This window comes from Micromonospora sp. NBC_01796, assembly GCF_035917455.1.
Classification (GTDB): Bacteria; Actinomycetota; Actinomycetes; order Mycobacteriales; family Micromonosporaceae; genus Micromonospora_G.
Window position 1 is genome coordinate 6,695,248 of sequence record NZ_CP109078.1, and the last position, 18,565, is coordinate 6,713,812.

Sequence of the window (18,565 nt, forward strand, 5' to 3'; positions counted from 1 at the left end):
AGCTGGCCGGATGGCGATCGAGGCGTCGGACCAGCTTGCCGGCTTCCTCAAGTGGGTCTCGGGGGAGGACTTCCCGGGGGCCAACGAGGATCGGCTGTTCGGGATGTCCCGTGCCTACTACGGGGCGGCCGACGGGGTGGAGGCCGCGATCCCGTTGCTCGTCAGTGCCGTGGAGTCGATCCGCGAGGGGGTGTCCGGCCAGGCCGACGAGGCGTTCGTCGAGTCGATGCGGGCGTACGTCGACGAGGAACCCGGCTTCCTCGCCGCCGCCGGCCTGCACATGCGCAAGCTCGGGGCGAAGAGCCAGACCAGCGGCACCCAGGTGCAGTACGTCAAGATGACCCTGATCGGCGCGATCATCCTGCTGCTGATCGAGTTCGCGGTCGCGCTCGCCTTCTCGTTCTTCAATCCCGGTGCGGCGCTGAACTGGCTGGCCGCGCGGGTGGCCATCTTCCGCTTCCTGGTCCGTACGCTGCTCGGGCGCCTGCTCATGCACGTGGTGATGAACCAGATCATCGGTATCGGTCTGCAGGTGCTGCTGGACCTGATCGTGCAGCGGTTGCAGATGGCGATGGGCACCCGCGACCACATCGACACGTCGCTGACCCGGCAGGCGGCGATCGCGGGCGCGGTGGGCGGTGCCATCGCGACGGTCCTCGGCCCGGCCGCGAACCGGATCTTCCGCCGGTTCGGTGGCGAGGTCGCCGACGCGGTGGTGGACAACATTCCCACCCCGAAGCCGCCACCGAAGTCCTTCCTCGACGCCCTCATGACCCCGGCGCCCAAACCGACGGCCCGGCAGGCGGTGGTCGAGGCGGCCGAGGAGCTGGTGGTCGAGGCCGGCACCGAGGTTCTCGCCGAGGGCACGGTCAACGCCATCAACGGCGAGGGCTTCAAGGTGACCGGCGCCGCGGCCACCTCCGGGATCCTGTCTGCCGGCGCCAGCATCGCCGGCACGAACGTCGGCAACGCGATCCGGCCGGGTCCGGACGACGGACCGAACGCCGACGGCACCGACCAGCCGACCAAGTCCACCCCGACGGACGTGCCGACCCCGGTGGTCACCCCCGGCGGTCCGCCGCCGGGCAGCCCCGGTGGGGGTCCGCCGGGTGGTCCCAAGGGCGGGTCCAACGATCCGGGTACGCCAACCGACGGCGGTTCCGAGGGTCTGACCGACTCCGACCCGGTCACCTCGACGCCGACTCCCGTCGGTGCCGTTCCGGGTCCCGCGCCGACCAACGGCCCCGCGCCCAGCTCCCCGGCGCCGACAACGGGTTCGGGTACGCCGTCGAGCGGCCCCGACGCACAGGACAGCCCGACCCCGAACGGCCCGACCCCCGTCGGCCCTCTGTCGGACGGCTCGATTTCCAACGGCGCACTGCCCAACGCGCCGACCCCCAGCACTCCGCTGTCGAGTGCGCCGACGTTCGACGGCCCGCTGTCGAACGGTCCGGCACCCTCCCTTGCGGCCGCGTCCGCCGACGGGTTCGGCCCGACGGTCGGTGGCGGCGACTCCCAGGGTCCGGTCACCACCGGCTCGTTCACCTCGTCCGCCTCGACCCCGCCTGCCGTGTCGTCGGGTTCCCCGGTGACCGGGGCGCCCACCCCGACCAGCGTCACCACCGGCGCCTCCTCGACGGCCGCCACCAACGGGGTCGGCGGCTCCACCGGCCCGACACCGGTCACGTCGAGCGCCGTGTCGAGCAGCACGACAGCCGCCGGTATGAACAGCACCCCGGCGGTGAACCCCACGAGCACCACCCCGACCAACACCAACACTCCGACCACCTCGACCGGCGCCACGCAGACCGGCGCGACGCAGACCAGCACCATGCAGACCAGCCCCACGCAGACCAGCACCACCTCCACGAGCACCGCGGCCACGCCCAGCGGCACCGCGTCCAGCACCACGCCCAACGGGTCCGCCGCCCGGACCGGTCCGGCGCCGATCAGCTCCAGTGCACTCAGCTCCAGCACCACCGTGCCCGGTGCGGTCGGCTCCAGTACGGCCGGTGTCGATTCGGCGGCCCCGCGCCCCGCGACCACCAAATCGACATCCACCGGCCCGACATCCACCGGCCCGTCGGCCACCACCCCGACACCCACCGGCCCCACCCGGGTCAGTTCCGCGGTTGTCAACCAGAACCCCGACCCCGACCCGACCTCGGTGAGCAACCCGGCTGACCGGATCCCCGTCCCACGGACCGAAGAATCGTCGACCCCGGTCGAGATCCCACCGTCTGTAACCGACCAACCGACGCTGACACCTCCCGCGCCGCCGACCACCCCTTCCACTCCCGGCGTGACGGGCGCGGACGGCCGTCGGGGACCCGTGCGGCATCGGCCCGGGAACGCCCGCGAGCGTCGGGCATGGAACCGGCTGCACCGGCGTTTCCGGCCGGGGACCGTCGGTCCCGTCCTGCCCACTGTCCTTCGCGGACCCGTGCCGGTCACCCTCGCGGGTAAGGCCCGGCCGGCCGGGCCGGCACGGGCGGTTGACCTGACCCGGGGCGCGGACGGCACCTGGTACGCCGACGGCGTACCCCTGATCGTGCGGCCGGTGCCCGGCGGACGTGCCGGTGTCGGGCTGCTCTCCGACGCCGACTTCGAACTGGTCCGGGGCAGGCCGCTGCCGGACGGCGACGGTGCGGCGGTGCTGGTGCACGGCGCGGGTGACCTGGTCCGGGCTGCCGTGCGGCAGGCCGACGGTACGACCGGAGCGGTGCTGCTCGACCCCGACCAGGTGGCCCGGATCGTGGCCGAGGTGACCCCGCCGGACGTGCCGCTGGTCCTGGTCGCCTGCGAGCAGGGAGCACTCGCCGGCGGGTTCGCCCAGCGCCTCGCCTCGGCCCGGGGTACGGACGTGCTCGCCGCCTCGGGCGACGTGATCGCCGGCAGCGACGATTCCTCGGACAATCTGGTCACGGTCGGTGGCGATCCCTGGTTGCTGTTCGTCCCCGAGGGGCTCGGCGGCGAGGGCTGGGACGTGCTCAACGACGACGTCGACGAGCTGGCGCGGCCCTTCGACGGGATCACCGCGATCGACGGCGACGGCCGTGGGCCGGGTCTACGGCTCGGCCGCGGTCCGTCGACCAACCAGGAGGCGTCGACGTCGAACTCCGGGACGGCGGCGAAGGCGAAACCGCCGCCCTGGACCAGATTCAAGGCCCCGACCAGTGCCGAGAGGACGCCCGGAATCCCGGCGAAGACGCCGGTCCTCGCGGCCGGTCCGGCGACCGAGGCAACGCCGGCCGCCCCGCTGCCGGACATCTCCGCCGAACTCGGTGTCTACCACCGACGTCCGGAACTGCTCTCCGAGGTCGACGGTCCGGCCGACGTCGACCGGCTGGTCAACGACCTGCGGCGGGCGGTACAAGGGCAGGTACGGGCGCGGGTGTCCAACCATCTGGCCCGGATCACCTACGGCGGCCGGCAGGCGATCTCCGTCGACACGACCGCGATCGAAGAGGCGCTGCGTACGGATCTCCAGTCGTTCTTCACCACCGGCGGACGGACGTTCGACGTCCGGGACGGCTGGCGACGGTGGCACTCCGTCACCATCGCACCGACCCGGTTCACCGACACCCAGCAGTGGGTGGACCAGAGCGCGGACAAGGCCAAGTACGACACCCGCAACGACGCGAATGTGGCACTCAAGGACACCGCGACGGCCGGGGACAGCCTCGCCCTCGGACTGGGCGCCTCGATCGGCGGCAGGTTCGGGCCCGGTGGCGCCCTCTCCGGCGATCTCGCGTTCGCCCGTGCGGCCGAGACCGCCGAGTCGAGCGGCACCCTCTCCGACTCCCGCAACGTCCGCAGCGGCGCCGGTTCCCACCTGGTGCTGGCCTCGGTCCAGTTCACGGTGACGGTGGACCGGGCCGGCCGACCACCGGCGACCTCACCCCCGCTGCACGAGAACGGTGCCGACCACCGGCGGCGGATGGCCACCCACCCGCCACCGCCGGGCGGGCCGGTGGCGACGGTCGCCTTCCGGGCGCTGGACGACATCGCCCGGGCCACCCACACCGCCCGCCCCGTCAGCTCCCGGCAGGGCCGGTTCGACGTGTCCACCCTGGTGGAGAGCCTCTATCCGGTACGGATCGAGGACGCCCGGTTGGATCGGCGGGATCCGCACGGCAACCGGGTCGACACCCCGACCAGGACCTGGAACGTCACGGCCGAGGACATCCTGCAACAGCTCAGACCGACCGGTACGGTCGGCGAGGGCAGCATCGGCCGGGAACAGGTACGGGCGCTGCTGACCGAGTCCAGCGTGCTGGGACAGGTGCCGCTGGCGCTCGAAGGCTCGGTGCACTCGCCGCTGGTGCTCAGCTCGTCGCGCCGGCAGGCGGTGGCCCTGGAGCTGAGTTCCGAGGTCACCGAGATGGAGGTGCTCGAGGACGTCGCGAAGTCGTCGTTCCGGTGGCAGCCGGGGGTCACGTCAGTCGGCCGGCAACAGCACGTCAGTTCCGTCGGCGGGGGTGGCAGCGGGGCGTTCCGATGGGGATTCGGGTTCGCGTACATCCAGGCCCGGTTGAGCGCGGGGTTCCGGCGCAACACCACCACCAGCGTCAAGCAGAGCAGCACCGCCCGGACCGGGACCGAGTTCAAGGACGTGAAGAACGTCCTCGCCCGGGTGCAGGTCCGGCTCACCATCGACGCGTCGACCCGGGTCAACGCGTTCCAGCGGCCGTTCCGCCGGTCTCCGCACCCGGTCGTGGTCGAGCTGACCATCCTGGCACGACTGCCGCGCGACAAGGCCGAGCAACTGCTCGCCGGACCGCCGCCGGCCGACGACAGCGCCACGCCCGGGGGTGACCGTAAGGGCAAGGGCAGGAGGTTACCGGAGGAGACCGCCGGCAGGGCGGTGCTGGACGCCGTACCCGAGGCGCTGTCCGAGGCCGAGGGCAGCGACGAGGTGATGAACTCGGACTCCGAGGCAGAGACCGCCCCCGATCCACTGCCGCCGCCGTGGGCCAAGACCGGTGGCAACTCCGTGCCGTACGGGATGAGCAGGTTCCGGGAGCTGCACGGCCGTACGTCGACGCTGGTCAGGGGCCTCGGCGGCGGTTTCCTGCCCCGGTTCCGGACCGGTGGGGCGGTCAAGGCGATGGGGTTCGTGAGCTCCGCGAGCGAGCGGCAGAAGAACCAGTCCGAGCTGGACCGGGTGCTTTCCGTACCGGCGCTGCGGCAGAACTACACCGCCCTGCTCAACGGCGGGGTGGCGGCGGTGCTGACCCGGACGAAGTTCTGGCACTCGCGGCACGTGGTGGTGCACGTCACCGCACGGCACACCCAGGATCTCACCTACTCCGGGGTGGAGAAGGGCGTCGCGGTACGGAACTTCCAGTCCAACAGCGAGCAGGACGGTGCGGCGGCGGGCGCACAGTGGCGGGCGGCGTTGGCGGTCGAGGGCGGGTTCATCGGGCGGTTCCCGGGGCCGAAGGCGAGCGCGGCGGTGATGCCCGGCGGGGCGGTGGAGGGACAGCGGCGCTGGGCGCAGCAGGGCGGGGTGAAGACGACCGGCCAGGAAACCGCCCTGCACGGCGGTACGCCCGACTCCCAGCGCTTCGACGGTGAGCTGGAACTGGTCGTCACGGTCTACACGTACAAGAAGCGAATCGGACGCAACCCGCGGGCCCGGCTGGGGATCGGGCACCGGGCCGGACCGTTGACCCCGGCCACCGCACCCGCCGAGGAGTGGGACCTCGACCGGATACAGGTCGGCGACCGGCAGCTCAACCAGTACCGGCTCACCACCACCAAGCCGGTGAGTGTGCTGTTCGCGAAGAGTGCGATCCCCCGTCAGGATCTCGGCGACCTCCAGGTGAACCGGGTGGATGCCGTCGACGGGGACCGGCTCCCGCTGCGTCGGCGTGCCAAGGCCGACCTGTCGACCCTGCGCGACTTCGTGGACCGGCCGGCACCGGCACCGCCGCCCCAGCCGCAGGCCCAAGCCCAAGCCCAGCCTCAGCCGCCTCAGCCGCCGCCGCTCGCGGTGTCGGACTGGCGGTTCGTCGAGGCGATGCCGGGCAGCAGGGAACTGATGGAGCTTGCCCAGGAGACGGTCCTGGAGACCCAGCAGTACGAGGAGGGTGTGTCGCGACGTCAGCTCGGCGGGCTGCGGGGCGACGTGACGCTGGTCGAGGGGATGCCGGTCTGGGCCGAGATGGTGGATCGGTTCTCCACCACCCAGCAGGTCGCGAACCTGGGACCGATGACCGAGCAGCAGTGGGACCTGGAGCCGATCACCACCGAGGCCGACGGTGGGCGGCTGAACGTGTCGGTCGCGGCCCGGCTGGTCCGGCCCCGGCTGGCGCCGAACCTGTCCGAGGTCACCACCGAGAACGCCCCCGGTGGCGGGGTCCAGGTGTGGGGAACCCGGACCACGGAGAACCAGATCCAGGGCCGGGTCCAGTTCGGCGTGTCGGGCCGGGAGACGAGCAAACCGGAGGACAAGTTCGGCGGCGGTGGCACCGCGTCCGGGGGTTACCAGCGGATTCTCTACTCGAAGATGACCCGGCACCGGAAGAAGGTGAGCGGGTTCATCGAGCGGAACGTCAACAACCGGAAGGCCAGGACCCGGTCGTACCTGGTGGTGGCCGACCTGCGGGCCAGCGTGGTCGCGGAGGTGACGAATCCGGCGGACATGCCGAAGTCGCTGCTGCCGGAGCCGTTCCAGCCGGCGAGTTGGGAGCACCACAAGACGGTGACCCGCAGCGCGGTGATCGAGAACGCCGTCTACCTCTGGGTCAGCGAGGACGAGGCGATCCGGCTCGGTCTGATCACCCAACCGGGACATCCGGCGGTGCCGGAGACCATCGCGGAGGAGGTGGCCGACCAGGACTTCGTGCTGCCGCCCGGGCGCTCACCCGGCCTGGGACTGCAGACGTTCCACCAGGTGCCCTCACTGGTCCGACCGGCGATCGACGCCCTCCGGGCGATGGTCGCCCGACCGAACCCGCATCCGGTCTTCAACCGGATTCTGGCGACGCTGACCGGGATGGGGCTGGCCGATCCGATGCTCAACCGGCGCCGGCTGCTCAACGTACTGTCCCGGACCGGGTTCCCGAGGCACTGGGCGGCGCTGTTCGACGGTGGGGTGTCGCTGCTCTACCCGGAGACCGGGAAGGTCAGCCAGCGGCTGTTCGACATCCGCCTGGTCGCCGTCGCCGACCAGCCGCCCGAACTGGTCCGCTTCGTGGCCGACCACAACGACATCGACGTACGGACGGTCGGCGTCGGCGGCCAGGGCAGGACGGTCCGCAGCGGCCGTGGCGACGCGCTCTTCACGAACGTGGCCGGCTCGGCGATCCTGAACCCGGACGGCAAGCCGGTGGCGTTCGGGGCCGGACACCAGTACGGCTACGGCTCGCTCGTGCTCAGCTCGAACACCTCGGAGTCGGAGAACCGGACCACCGACATCAGTTCCGGCCGCGGGGTCAAGGCCAGGACCCGGCTCCGGCCCCGGTTCGAGATCCGGATCTACTACCGGGGTCGACCGGTACGCGGTGGAGTCGTCTCCTTCCAGGCGCCCGTCACGGTCGACCGTTGGGCCACCAACCTCCGGATCCGACCGACCGGGACAGCCGCCAGACCGCCCGCGGAGCCCGGCGATCCGGGCGCGTACCAGTTGCCGAGCGACCAGTTGCCCGCCCCGCAACTGCGGACCGGTCGGCTCCGGGCGCCGGGGTGGCGGCAGCGCAACGGGATCCTGGTGCCACCCCGGTTCGCGCCGGAGGACCTCGACGGCGCCCAGGTGCTCCAGGACGCGGTGAACGGCCTGCTCCAGGGGGTGTCGAACCGGCTGGCCGAGGCCGGCTTCGCCGGAGCCCACCAGGTGCACCAGGGGCTGACGCCGGAGCTCCTGCTGCCGAACGCGAGTGACCTGCTCGCCGAGCTCGGGCTGGAGCTGCCCGAGGTGCCGAGCACCGACCTGTCGATGAAGGGGGCGGTGGTCCGGGTCCGGCTGGTGCCGGTGGCGGTCCGGCTCGCCGGGGTCGACGCCGGGGTGTACCGGGAACACGTACAGCAGGCGACCGGTTCCTCGGGCAGCGGCTCGAACGCGTTGACCCAGTCCACCCAGGCGCCACGGATCCTGCTCGGCCGGGGTTACCTGGGCGACCCGTACCAGGCGTTGGAGACCGGTGGTGCGGGTCCGTCCACCGGCGAGACCGCGGCGGTCGCCTCCGGCGAGGAGGGCGGGTCGACCGGGTTCGGCAACGTCAAGCCCGAGGGTCCGTCGGCGGCGGTCGCGTACGTCTGCCAGCCGGTGGTGGAGGTGATCCTGCCGGAGCGGGTACGGGTCCTGCTGCCCGCCCGGCAGCGCATCGGCCGTCCGGTGGATCCGGTGACCGTTGTGCTCCGGATGGGCCTGGACGATGCCCGCCAGGTGCTCGCCATCGACGACAGTGATGCCGTACGGCCGGGAATGCGGGCCGCCTTCGACCAGATCGTGGCCCACGACGGGCTGCTGCACGCTGCCGGTGAACGTTTCGTCGCGGCGACCGACGCCGAGGAGGCGGCCAGGTACCGGCTGCAGAGTGTCCAGGAGCCCCGTCTGCGCGACCGGCCCATGGAACGGGAGGAGGTGGTCGACGCACGCGCCGAGGCCACCACCGAGTGGGAGGCGGCGGTCGAGAAGCGGGAGCGGGCCGAGGCCGTCTGGTGGGACCTGCTCCGGACCCACTCGCAGCTGCTCGACGACTTCGAGGCGACGTACGTCGGGGTACCGCACCGGATCGCGGACCCCGTGGTGGAGACCGACGGCGACAGTGACAGCGATGGTGGTGACGACCCGCCACCGGCCACCCGCAACACGCCCGCGATCCTGCCCGCCGTGCCGGAGGATGACGGTGCCGCCGCCGACACGGTCGAGGTCCGCCGGCCGCCGAGCAAACTGTCACCGTTCCAACGGCGGCGCACCGAGCGGCTGACGGACGCCGTCGTGCGGCCGAACGCCGGCCCGCTCCCGGTCGACACCGGCCGCCTGGCCCGGCTCAGGCAGGAGGCCGAGGCGGCGCTCCGGCAGGACGCGCCCGCGAAGGCCGTCGAGCCCGACGTCGCCGAACCGAAGGTAGAGCCGAAGGCCGAGCCGAAGGTTGAGCCGAAGGCCGAGCCGAAAGCCGTCGAGACCGGCGTTGCCGCGGCGAAGGTCGAGCCGAAGGCCGCCGAGACCAGGGTTGCCAAGCCCAGGAAGGGCCGGCCGAAGGCGGGCGTCGAGCGGGTGCGGACGTTGTGGCGGCCGGACCGCAAGCCCGGTCCCTCGACCGTCACCCCCCTGGCGGCGGCCGTCCCGACCCCGCTCGGCCCCGTGTCCGGCAGCGGCACGACGGTGACCAGCCCGACGGTGACCAGCCCGACGACGGTGACCAGCACGACGATGGGCGATCAGGGTTCCGCGATCGTGTCACCGACGGACCTTGCACCGGCCGCGCCGGTGCGGGTGACGGAGTTGGTCCGGGACAAGGCCGGGACCTGGTACGCCGACGGCAAACCCCTGGTCGTACGGCGACCGCCGGGTGAACGGGCCGGAGTGGCGCTGCTCTCCGACGCCGACTGGGAGCTGGTACGCAACCGGTCGCTACCGTACGGGTCCGGGGGTGCCCTGCTGGTCCACGGCGCGGGTGGTTTCGTCGCGGCGCCGGTGCGGCTGGGCGACGGCACCACCGGCGAGGTACTGCTCACCCCGGAGCAGGTGTCCCGGATCGTCACCCCGCTGGTGCCGCCGGAGGTGCTGCTGGTCCTGGTCGCCTGCCGATCGGACGAACTGAGCGGCGAGTTCACCCAGGGCCTGGCGTCGGCGCGCGACGGGGACGTGCTCGCCGCGTCGGGGGACGTGGTCGTCGGGTCCGACTTCCATCCCGGCAAGGTGCTCAGCATCGGGGGCAGTTCCTGGTCGCTGTTCACCCCGACGGTCCTGGGCGAGCAGGGGTGGGACACCCTCAACGACTTCGACGGACAACCGATCCCGTTCGACGGCATCGTCGCCGAGGACGGCGACTCCCGCGGCACCGGGCTGCGCCTCGGACGCAAGCCGAAGGCGTCCACCTCCGCCACCGTCCCGTCGGCGTCGACCTCGGCTCCGGCGGGTACCCCGGCAACCGCCGCCCAACTCGGCCGCTACCACTCCAATCCGGAGCTGCTGTACGAGGTGGACGGGGCGTCGGACCTCGACCGGCTGGTGACGGACGTGACCGAGGCCGTACGGCAACGGGTACGGGACCGGGTCCGCCCCCGGTACGCCCGTGCCACCTGGGGCGGCCGGCAGGGGATCTCGGTCGACACCACCGCGATCGAGGCGGCCCTGCTGCAGGACCTCCAGTCCTTCTTCACCACCGGCGGCCGGACCTTCGACGTCCGGGACGGCTGGCGCAACTGGCACAGCGTCACCATCACCCCGAGCCGGAACACGACCGGCCAGCGCTGGGTGGACCAGAGCGCGGACAAGGCGAAGTTCGACACCCGCAACGACTTCACCTCCGTGCAGCGGGACACCGCGACCTCCGCGGACAGCCTCGCCGTCGGCGGCGGCTTCACCATGGCGAGCCGGTTCGGGCCCGGTGGCGGGTTCTCCGCCGAGGCGGCACTCGCCCAGGCCGCGGAGTCGAGCGAGAACACCTCCTCGCTGTTCGACTCGCACAACGTACGCAGCGGCGGCGGGTCGAACCTGGTCCTGTCGTCGGTCGAGTTCACCGTCACGGCCGGGCGGGTGGGGACCGTACCGCAGACGGCACCGCCATTCCACCGGGCCGCCCCGGCGTTACCGGTGCCGGCGGTGTACCCGCCGGCACCACCGGTGGTGACCGCGCAGATCGGGTTCCGGGCGGTCGAGGACATCGCCAGGGCCGACGCGCCGGTCGGCGTCAGCCGGGCCGGTGGCGACTTCGACGTCCCCACCCTGGTGGAGAACCTCACCCCGGTACGGGTGCTGGACGCGGCGGTCCGGCAACCCGACGGCCAGTGGGGTGTGCGTCGCACCTGGAACCAGGTGGCCGAGCAGGTCCTGCAACGCATCAGGCGGACCGGCACCGTCGACCCGGGCAGCACCAGCCGGGACCAACTGCGCTCGCTGCTCACCGAACCGAGCCTGCTGGGACAGCTACCGCTCGCCCTGGAGAGCCCGGCGAACTCGCCGCTGCTGCTCAGCCCGTCCCGACGGCAGGCGGTCTCGGTCCAGATGCAGTCCCGGGTGACCGACTTCGAGGTGCTCGCCGACGTCAAGAAGTCGTCGTTCCGCTGGCAGCCGGGAGTCACCGACAACGGGCGGCAACAGCACGTGAGCATGGTCGGCAGCGGCGGGAGCGTGGTGCCGATCCGATGGGGATTCGGCCTGGCCTACATCCAGCTCCGGCTGTCGGCCGCGTTCCGCCGCAACACCACCACGACGGTCAGGCAGAGCACCACGACCCGTACCGGCACCGAGTTCAAGGACATCGAGAACGTCCTGGCCAGGGTGACGTTCCGGGTCACCATCGATCCGAGCACCCGGGTCAACACGTTCCAGCACTGGTTCCGGCGCCGGACCGGCGTCCGTCCGGTCGAGCTGGAACTGACCGTGCTCGCCCGCCTGCCCAAGGACAAGGCGGCCCTGCTGATCAGCACGGTCCAGCCGGCCGGCACCGCGGCCACCAGCGGCAGCGGGCCGGGGCAGCCGACCGGCACGGCCGCCACCGGGAACCGCAACGGCAAGGCGCGGGCGGTACGGCAGGACCCCGACCCCGATCCGGACCAGCTCCGGCGCCCACCGCCGTACGCGCTCTTCGGCGGGCACGCGATGCCGTACGGGATGAGCAGGTTCGCCGCGGCTCAACGGCGTACGACGGCTCTGATCGGGCAGATCGGCGGCGGGTTCCTGCCGCGTTACCAGGGTGACGGTGTCGTACGCCGGATGGGTTTCTCCACCTCGGCGAGCGAGCGGCAGAACAACCAGACCGAACTGGACGGCGTGCTGTCCATGCCGGCCCTGCGGCAGAACTACACCGCGATGCTCAACGGTGGGGTGACCGCGACCCTGACCAGGACCAAGCAGACGTACTCCCGGCACATAGTGGTCCACGTCGCCGCCCGGCACCCGCGACAACCGACGTACGCGGGGGAGGAGCCCAACGTCGCGGTCCGTAACTTCCAGTCGAGCAGCGAACAGGACGGTTCGGCGGCCGGGGCGCAGTGGCGTGCCGCGGTCGCGGTGGAGGGTGGGTTCATCGGGCGGTTGCCCGGCCCGAAGGTGAACACCTCGCTCTCCCCCGGTGGCGCGCTCGAGTTCCAGCAGCGCTGGGCCCGGCAGAGCGGCATCGAGGTGACCGGCCAGGAAACGTCCCTGCACGGCGGTACGCCCGACTCGCAGCGCTTCGAAGGTGACCTGGAACTGGTCGTGACGGTCTACTCGTACACCGTCGGGTTGGGCCGGGACCGGCGGGCGCTGCTCGGGCTCGGCCGGCGGGCCCGGCGGATCGAACACAACCTGGTGCCCGGCTTCACCCGGCTGGCGCAGACGGTACCTGTCGGCGACGAGCAGATCCCGCAGTACCGCCTCACCGACACGCACCCGGTGAAGGTCCTGCACTCGCGCAGCGCGCTACCGAGCCGTGACGTCGACTATCCCGTCTCCGTGGCCGAGCGGGAGAGTCGACCGCTGGCCCGGCAGACCCGCACCGACATCTCCGCGTTGCGGCAGTTCGTCGACCGGCCGACGGGGACCGCCCCGGCGCCGGCGCAGGCGACCTCGGCGCCTCCGCGTCCTGAGCCGGCGTGGGACTGGCGGTTCGTGGAGGCGATGCCGGGCAGCGCCGAGGTGTTCAACCTGGCCGAGCAGGCGGTGCTCGACACCCAGCGGTACGCGCCGGACCTGGCCTCCAAACGCAAGGTCGGCGGGCTGCGCGGCGACGCCGCGTTGGCTCGCGGGATGCCGGTCTGGGCGGACCTGGTCAACCGGCTGTCGAACTCCCGGCAGATGGCGAACCTGGGCACGATGACCGAACGGCAGTGGGACCTGGAGCCGTTGACCACGGACACCGACGACGGTCGGCTGGACGTGTCGATCGTGGCCCGGATGACCCGCCCCCGACTCGTGCCGGTGGGCGGCGAGATCAGCACGGAGAACGCCCCCGGCGGCGGGGTGCAGGTGTGGGGCAGCCGGACCCGCGAGCGGCAGTGGCTGGGCCGGATCCAGTTCGCGCTCGGGCTGCGCAAGCCCGGCAAGGTGGAGGACAAGGCCGGTGGTGGCGGCACCGGCACCGCCGGCTACCAGCACGTCTTCCGTTACCGGATGAGGCGCTGGCGGGAGAAGGTGAGCGGCTTCATCGAGCGCAACATCAACAACCGCAAGGGGCAGGCCCGTACCTTCCTGGTGGTGGCCGACCTACGGGTGTCGGCGGTGGCCGAGGTGACCCACTCGGCCGACTTCCCGGCCGCGCTGGTGCCGAGCGCGATCCAGCCGGACCGCTGGCAGAACCACAAGACAGCCGAGCGCAGCGCGGTGATCGAGAACGCGGTCTACCTGCGGGTCACCGAGGAGCAGGCCGCGGCCATGGGCCTGCTCGACGGACCCGAAGGGCCACTGAAGCCGCCGCCACCCGGCCCGTCCAGCATCCGCCACGACGCCGATCCGGCGCTCGCCCTGCCGGCCGCCCGGTCTGCGGGGCTGGGTCTGCAGACCTTCTACCAGGTCCCGTCCCTGGTCCGCCCGGCGATCGACGCCCTGCGGGAGGCGGAGGCGGACCCGAACGCGGCGCCCCTGGCAGCGCCGATCCTGGCCGCACTCAACGGCACCGCACTGGCGGACCCGATGCTCAACCGTCGCCGGATGCTCAACCTGCTCTCGCCCAAGGGCGTACGGCGCAACTGGGCGGCCCTGTTCGACGGCGGAGTCTCCCTCATCCACGCCGACACCGGCGCTTTCAGTCAACAGCTCTACGACGTCCGGCTGCACGCGACGCTCAACGACCCGATCGAGTTCGACCGTTTCGTGGCCAACCACGACGACATCGACGTACGCATGGTCGGCGCGCGGGGTGCGGGCAAGCTGATGCGGCGCGCCCGTGGCTGGGCGGTGTACTTCAGCGCCCTCGCGTCGGGCGTCATGAATCCGGGCGCGAAGCCGCCGGATCCGAAGGCGCCGGATGATCCGAATGCCGGCGGGGCCGGCGCGCTCGGCGGCGGCTACCAGTACAACACCGGGAACCTGACCGCCAGCACGAACTTCAACGAGTCCGAGCGACGCACCGTCGACATCAGCTCCGGGCGCGGGGTGAAGGCACGGATCCGCCTCAACCCCCACTTCGAGATCCGGATCTACCACCGGGGTCGGGCGGTGCCGGCGAACACGATCACCTTCCGGGAGCAGGTGACGGTCGACCGGTGGGCCGGGGACCTGCGCAGTGCCGCCCGGAACCGGCCGCCGGCCGCCATCGAGGGGCCGGGCGCGTACCCGCCGCAGGCCCGTCCGGGGGTCGAGCCGGGCTGGCAGGAACGGGACGGACTGCTGCTCCCACCCCGGTTCACCCCGGAGGACCTGAGCGGCGCGGCCGAGGTGCAGCAGGCCGCGGCGGAGCTGATGGCCGACGCCGCGCGCCGGCTCCGGACGGCCGGTTATCCCGGCGCCCAGCAGGTGCAGCAGGCGCTCACCCCGGAGATCCTGCTCCCGAACGCGCGGGCGCTGCTCTCGACCGAGGGGCTGGTGCTGCCGGAGCTGTCGAGCGCGGAAGCCTCGATGCAGAAGGCGAAGATCACCGTACGGCTCGAACCGGTGGCGGCCCGGCTGGCCGGGGTGGACTCCGGTGTGTACCGGGAACACGTCGAGCAGTCCGGCGACGGCATGGGCAGCGGCTCGAACGTACAACACCAGTCGATGCACGCTCCCCGGATCGTCGGCGGGCGCGGGTACATCAACGACCCGTACCAGCCGATGGAGACCGGTGGCGCGGGTCCGTCCAGTGGTGAGACGGTGGCGAACGCGGCGGGGGAGGAGAACTCGGCGACCGGGTTCGGCAACGTCAAACCCGAAGGCCCGTCGGCCGCCGTCGCGTACGTCTGCCGCCCGGTGGTGGAGGTGACGCTGCCCGGCAAGTGGTCCCGGCCACTGCGGATCCGGCACCGCAGCAACGAGGACACGGCGGATCCGGTGGTGACCGTCGTGCTGCGGATGGGGCGCGACGACGCACGCCGGGTACTCGGCATCGACAACGGGGCACCGGTCAGGGTGCACGACGACTTCGACGAGATCGTGGCGAACGAGCAGCAGCTCAAGACTGAGGCGGACGACTTCGTGGAGGCGGGTGAGGCCGAGGCCGCCGCCCGGTTCGCGGTACTGGAGCGTCGGCTGCACGACGGGCAACCCGACGACGATCTGGACCAGGCGTGGGTTGCGGCGGTCCGGAGACGGGAGGTGGCCGAGGCGACCTGGTGGGAGACCGCCCAGCGGCACTACCGATTGCTGGACGCCTTCCAGGCCGGTTCCGTCGCCGTACCGTCCGCCCCGGCGCCCACCGCGCCACCGCTTCCCTCGAAGCCCGATTCGTCGACCCCGACCATCTCCAAGCCCGCGTTTGTCGTCCCGCCACTGCTCCCGTTCTCCGACGAACACGGGGGACCACTGGGGACGCTGTCGCTACCTCCGATTCAGGAGGACGACCCGGAGGTGCCCGTCCCGGCGCCGAAGCCGACGTTCAACCTCGACCTGGAACCCCCCGCCCCTAAGTTCCCCGACCCCGAGCCCTTCGACCCTGCGCTTCTCGACCCCGAGCCCTTCAAGCCTGCGCTTCTCGACCCCGAGCCCTTCGAAGCTGAGCCGGAGACGTCGGCGCCCGCCCCGCCGGTGGTGTTCTCCGGACCCTCCACGTTGCCGCTCCACTCGGTCCTGCCATTCCCCGCCGTCCTGCCGCTTCCGTTGCTCGGAGCCGAGTTCGCCCCGGTGGCCGAGGAGCCGGTTGTCGCTCCCGAGGTCGGCCCCACTCCCGCCCTCGCCGACACGGATCTCGACCATGAGTACGGGGTGGTGGTTGATCCGAAGCGGGTGAAGCCGTCGGAGCTGGCTGATGGTGTGGTTCGGTTGAATCCGATGTGGTATCGGTTGGAGGATTTCAAGCCGGCGTTGTTGGAGCGTTTGGGTGCGCGGTGGCATTACGTGGTGGATGTGGATGGTGGTATTCGGGTGGGGTCGGAGGAGATTTTGACGGTTGTGGAGGATGGGGAGTGGGAGCGGTTGGTTGAGGGGATGCGTTCGGTTGGTTCGGAGTTGACGGTTGATGAGGTGAAGGGTTTGTTGGATGGTCAGGGTCATCCGACGATTGCTGCGGGTTTTGCTGGTGGTGGTGGGGCTAGGGTGGCGCGGGCTCGGATCAGTGGTGAGTTCGGGTGGAATGCGGTGTTGGGTCGTTGGGAGGTGAATGACAAGTCGGGTCGGTATATGAGTGACAAGGTTCGGCCGGATCTGGATCCGGTGGAGATTGCTCGTTGGTTGGACAATGTTGCCCGTCGGTTGAGTGAGAGGTTCGGCGTCGAGGTTCATCCGGTGCTGCTGAAGCATGCGGAACCGGCGGCGCCGCCGGTGGCGAAGGTGGCCCCGCCGGTCGAGGTCGAGGTCGTGGATTTGGACCATGAGTACGGGGTGGTGGTTGATCCGAAGCGGGTGAAGCCGTCGGAGCTGGCTGATGGTGTGGTTCGGTTGAATCCGATGTGGTATCGGTTGGAGGATTTCAAGCCGGCGTTGTTGGAGCGTTTGGGTGCGCGGTGGCATTACGTGGTGGATGTGGATGGTGGTATTCGGGTGGGGTCGGAGGAGATTTTGACGGTTGTGGAGGATGGGGAGTGGGAGCGGTTGGTTGAGGGGATGCGTTCGGTTGGTTCGGAGTTGACGGTTGATGAGGTGAAGGGTTTGTTGGATGGTCAGGGTCATCCGACGATTGCTGCGGGTTTTGCTGGTGGTGGTGGGGCTGAGGTGGCGCGGGCTCGGATCAGTGGTGAGTTCGGGTGGAATGCGGTGTTGGGTCGTTGGGAGGTGAATGACAAGTCGGGTCGGTATATGAGTGACAAGGTTCGGCCGGATCTGGATCCGGTGGAGATTGCTCGTTGGTTGGACAATGTTGCCCGTCGGTTGAGTGAGAGGTTCGGCGTCGAGGTTCATCCCGTACTGCTCAAGCACGCCGAACCGGCCGCCCCGCCGGCGCTGGAGCCTGTTCCGGCGATCGTGCCCGAGGACCCCGCCCCGGTTCCCCAGGTTCCCGAAACGGCTCCGGCCCCGCAACTGCCGGTGACCGGGGGGACCGCGGTCGGGGTCGGCCGACTCACCGATGCGATCATCCGTCCCTACGCCGGCCCGCTCCCCGGGCGGCCGGTGCTCATGGCCGAACTGCGCGACCGGGTCACCGCCGCCCTCAACAGCGGCCTGGGCGAGGAGTACGCCGCCCAGTTGGCAGTCAGGATCGCGGCGGCCCACGGCGTCACCCACCAACCCACCGAACTTCATGGAGATCAGTGATGAGTCAGAGCAGCCGGTCGGCGGCCTTCCACCACCTGTTACTGCGGGTCGACAGCACCCTGCCCGACGAACTCGTCGCCGAGGCCCGTACCTGGCTGGCCGACGGGATGCTGGTCGACGTCGCCCAGGCGGTCGTCTTCACCGCCATGACCAGTCGCGTCGCGCTCAGCCCGGCCGACATCGCCCTGCTCCGGGAGACGCTCGGCGAGACCGGTGGCGACACCGACCCGCTGGCGGAGATCGAGACCGCCACGGCCGAGGTCATGCCGCTGTACGGACTCGCACCGGTCGGCCCGGAGGTGCTGGCCGAACACGGCGAGCTGATCCCGTACAACGTCGATCTGACCCGGTCGGACGGCGGCCCGGCGGGTCCCGACGAACTGGATGCGGCACTGACCGGCGCCGTCGGTGACGCGGCCGGGCCGGTCGCCCTGTGGCGCTGCTGGCGTTACCCGGCGCTGGACACCCAGTGGCCGCCGGCGAAGCGGATGTACCTCGTGTACGCGGCCGACGGCGACAACCTGCCCGGCATCACCGCCCGCCTCCAGCGCGTCCTGTCCGACGCGGGTGAGATCGATCCCCTGGTCACGGTGTTTGCCGACGCGGACACGCTGCCCATGTTCCAGCGCACCGCGCTCGGCTTCGCCGCGCTGCTCTGGACCGCCCAACCACAGCCCGAGATCCGTATCGCCCGGCTGCTCGAGCCGGACACGGCCGACCGTGCCGAGGAGTCGCTCGATCCCGACGAGCGGGACGGGGTCCTGCGTTACCTGGCACAGGGCGTGCCGCTCGTGATCACCACGACCCTGTTCGACGACGCGGTGGACCCGGCACGCGGCGCGTCCGTGCCGATGAGCTTCCGCACCGACGGGACGTGGGTCTGGAGCGACGCCGTCGCGTACTACCTGGACCAGCACGGGTTGGCGCCGACGGCGGACTTCACCGCGCACATCCGGAGCGGGCGGTACACCGTGCCCGAGGTCGACGTGCTGAGCCTGCACCGGGCACTGGCCGCCGTACAGGCACCGTTCGGCGCACACGTGGCGGACCCGGTCGGACTGGTGACCGGATGACCCCCGGATCACCGTG

At 71.3% G+C, this 18,565-nt stretch carries 2 protein-coding genes; both read left to right on the forward strand.

Features of this window, described 5'->3' with window-relative positions:
• Positions 1–10 precede the first annotated feature (10 nt).
• The gene (locus OIE47_RS30040) at positions 11–17,476 is read left to right on the forward strand and encodes a WXG100-like domain-containing protein (protein WP_326557887.1); all 17,466 of its coding nucleotides are present in this window, start codon (positions 11–13) and stop codon (positions 17,474–17,476) included.
• Positions 17,476–18,549, forward strand: a complete 1,074-nt coding sequence (locus OIE47_RS30045) for a hypothetical protein (RefSeq protein ID WP_326557888.1) — start codon at positions 17,476–17,478, stop codon at positions 18,547–18,549. Before OIE47_RS30040 ends, OIE47_RS30045 begins: the two co-directional genes overlap by 1 nt.
• The last annotated feature ends 16 nt before the right edge of the window (positions 18,550–18,565 follow it).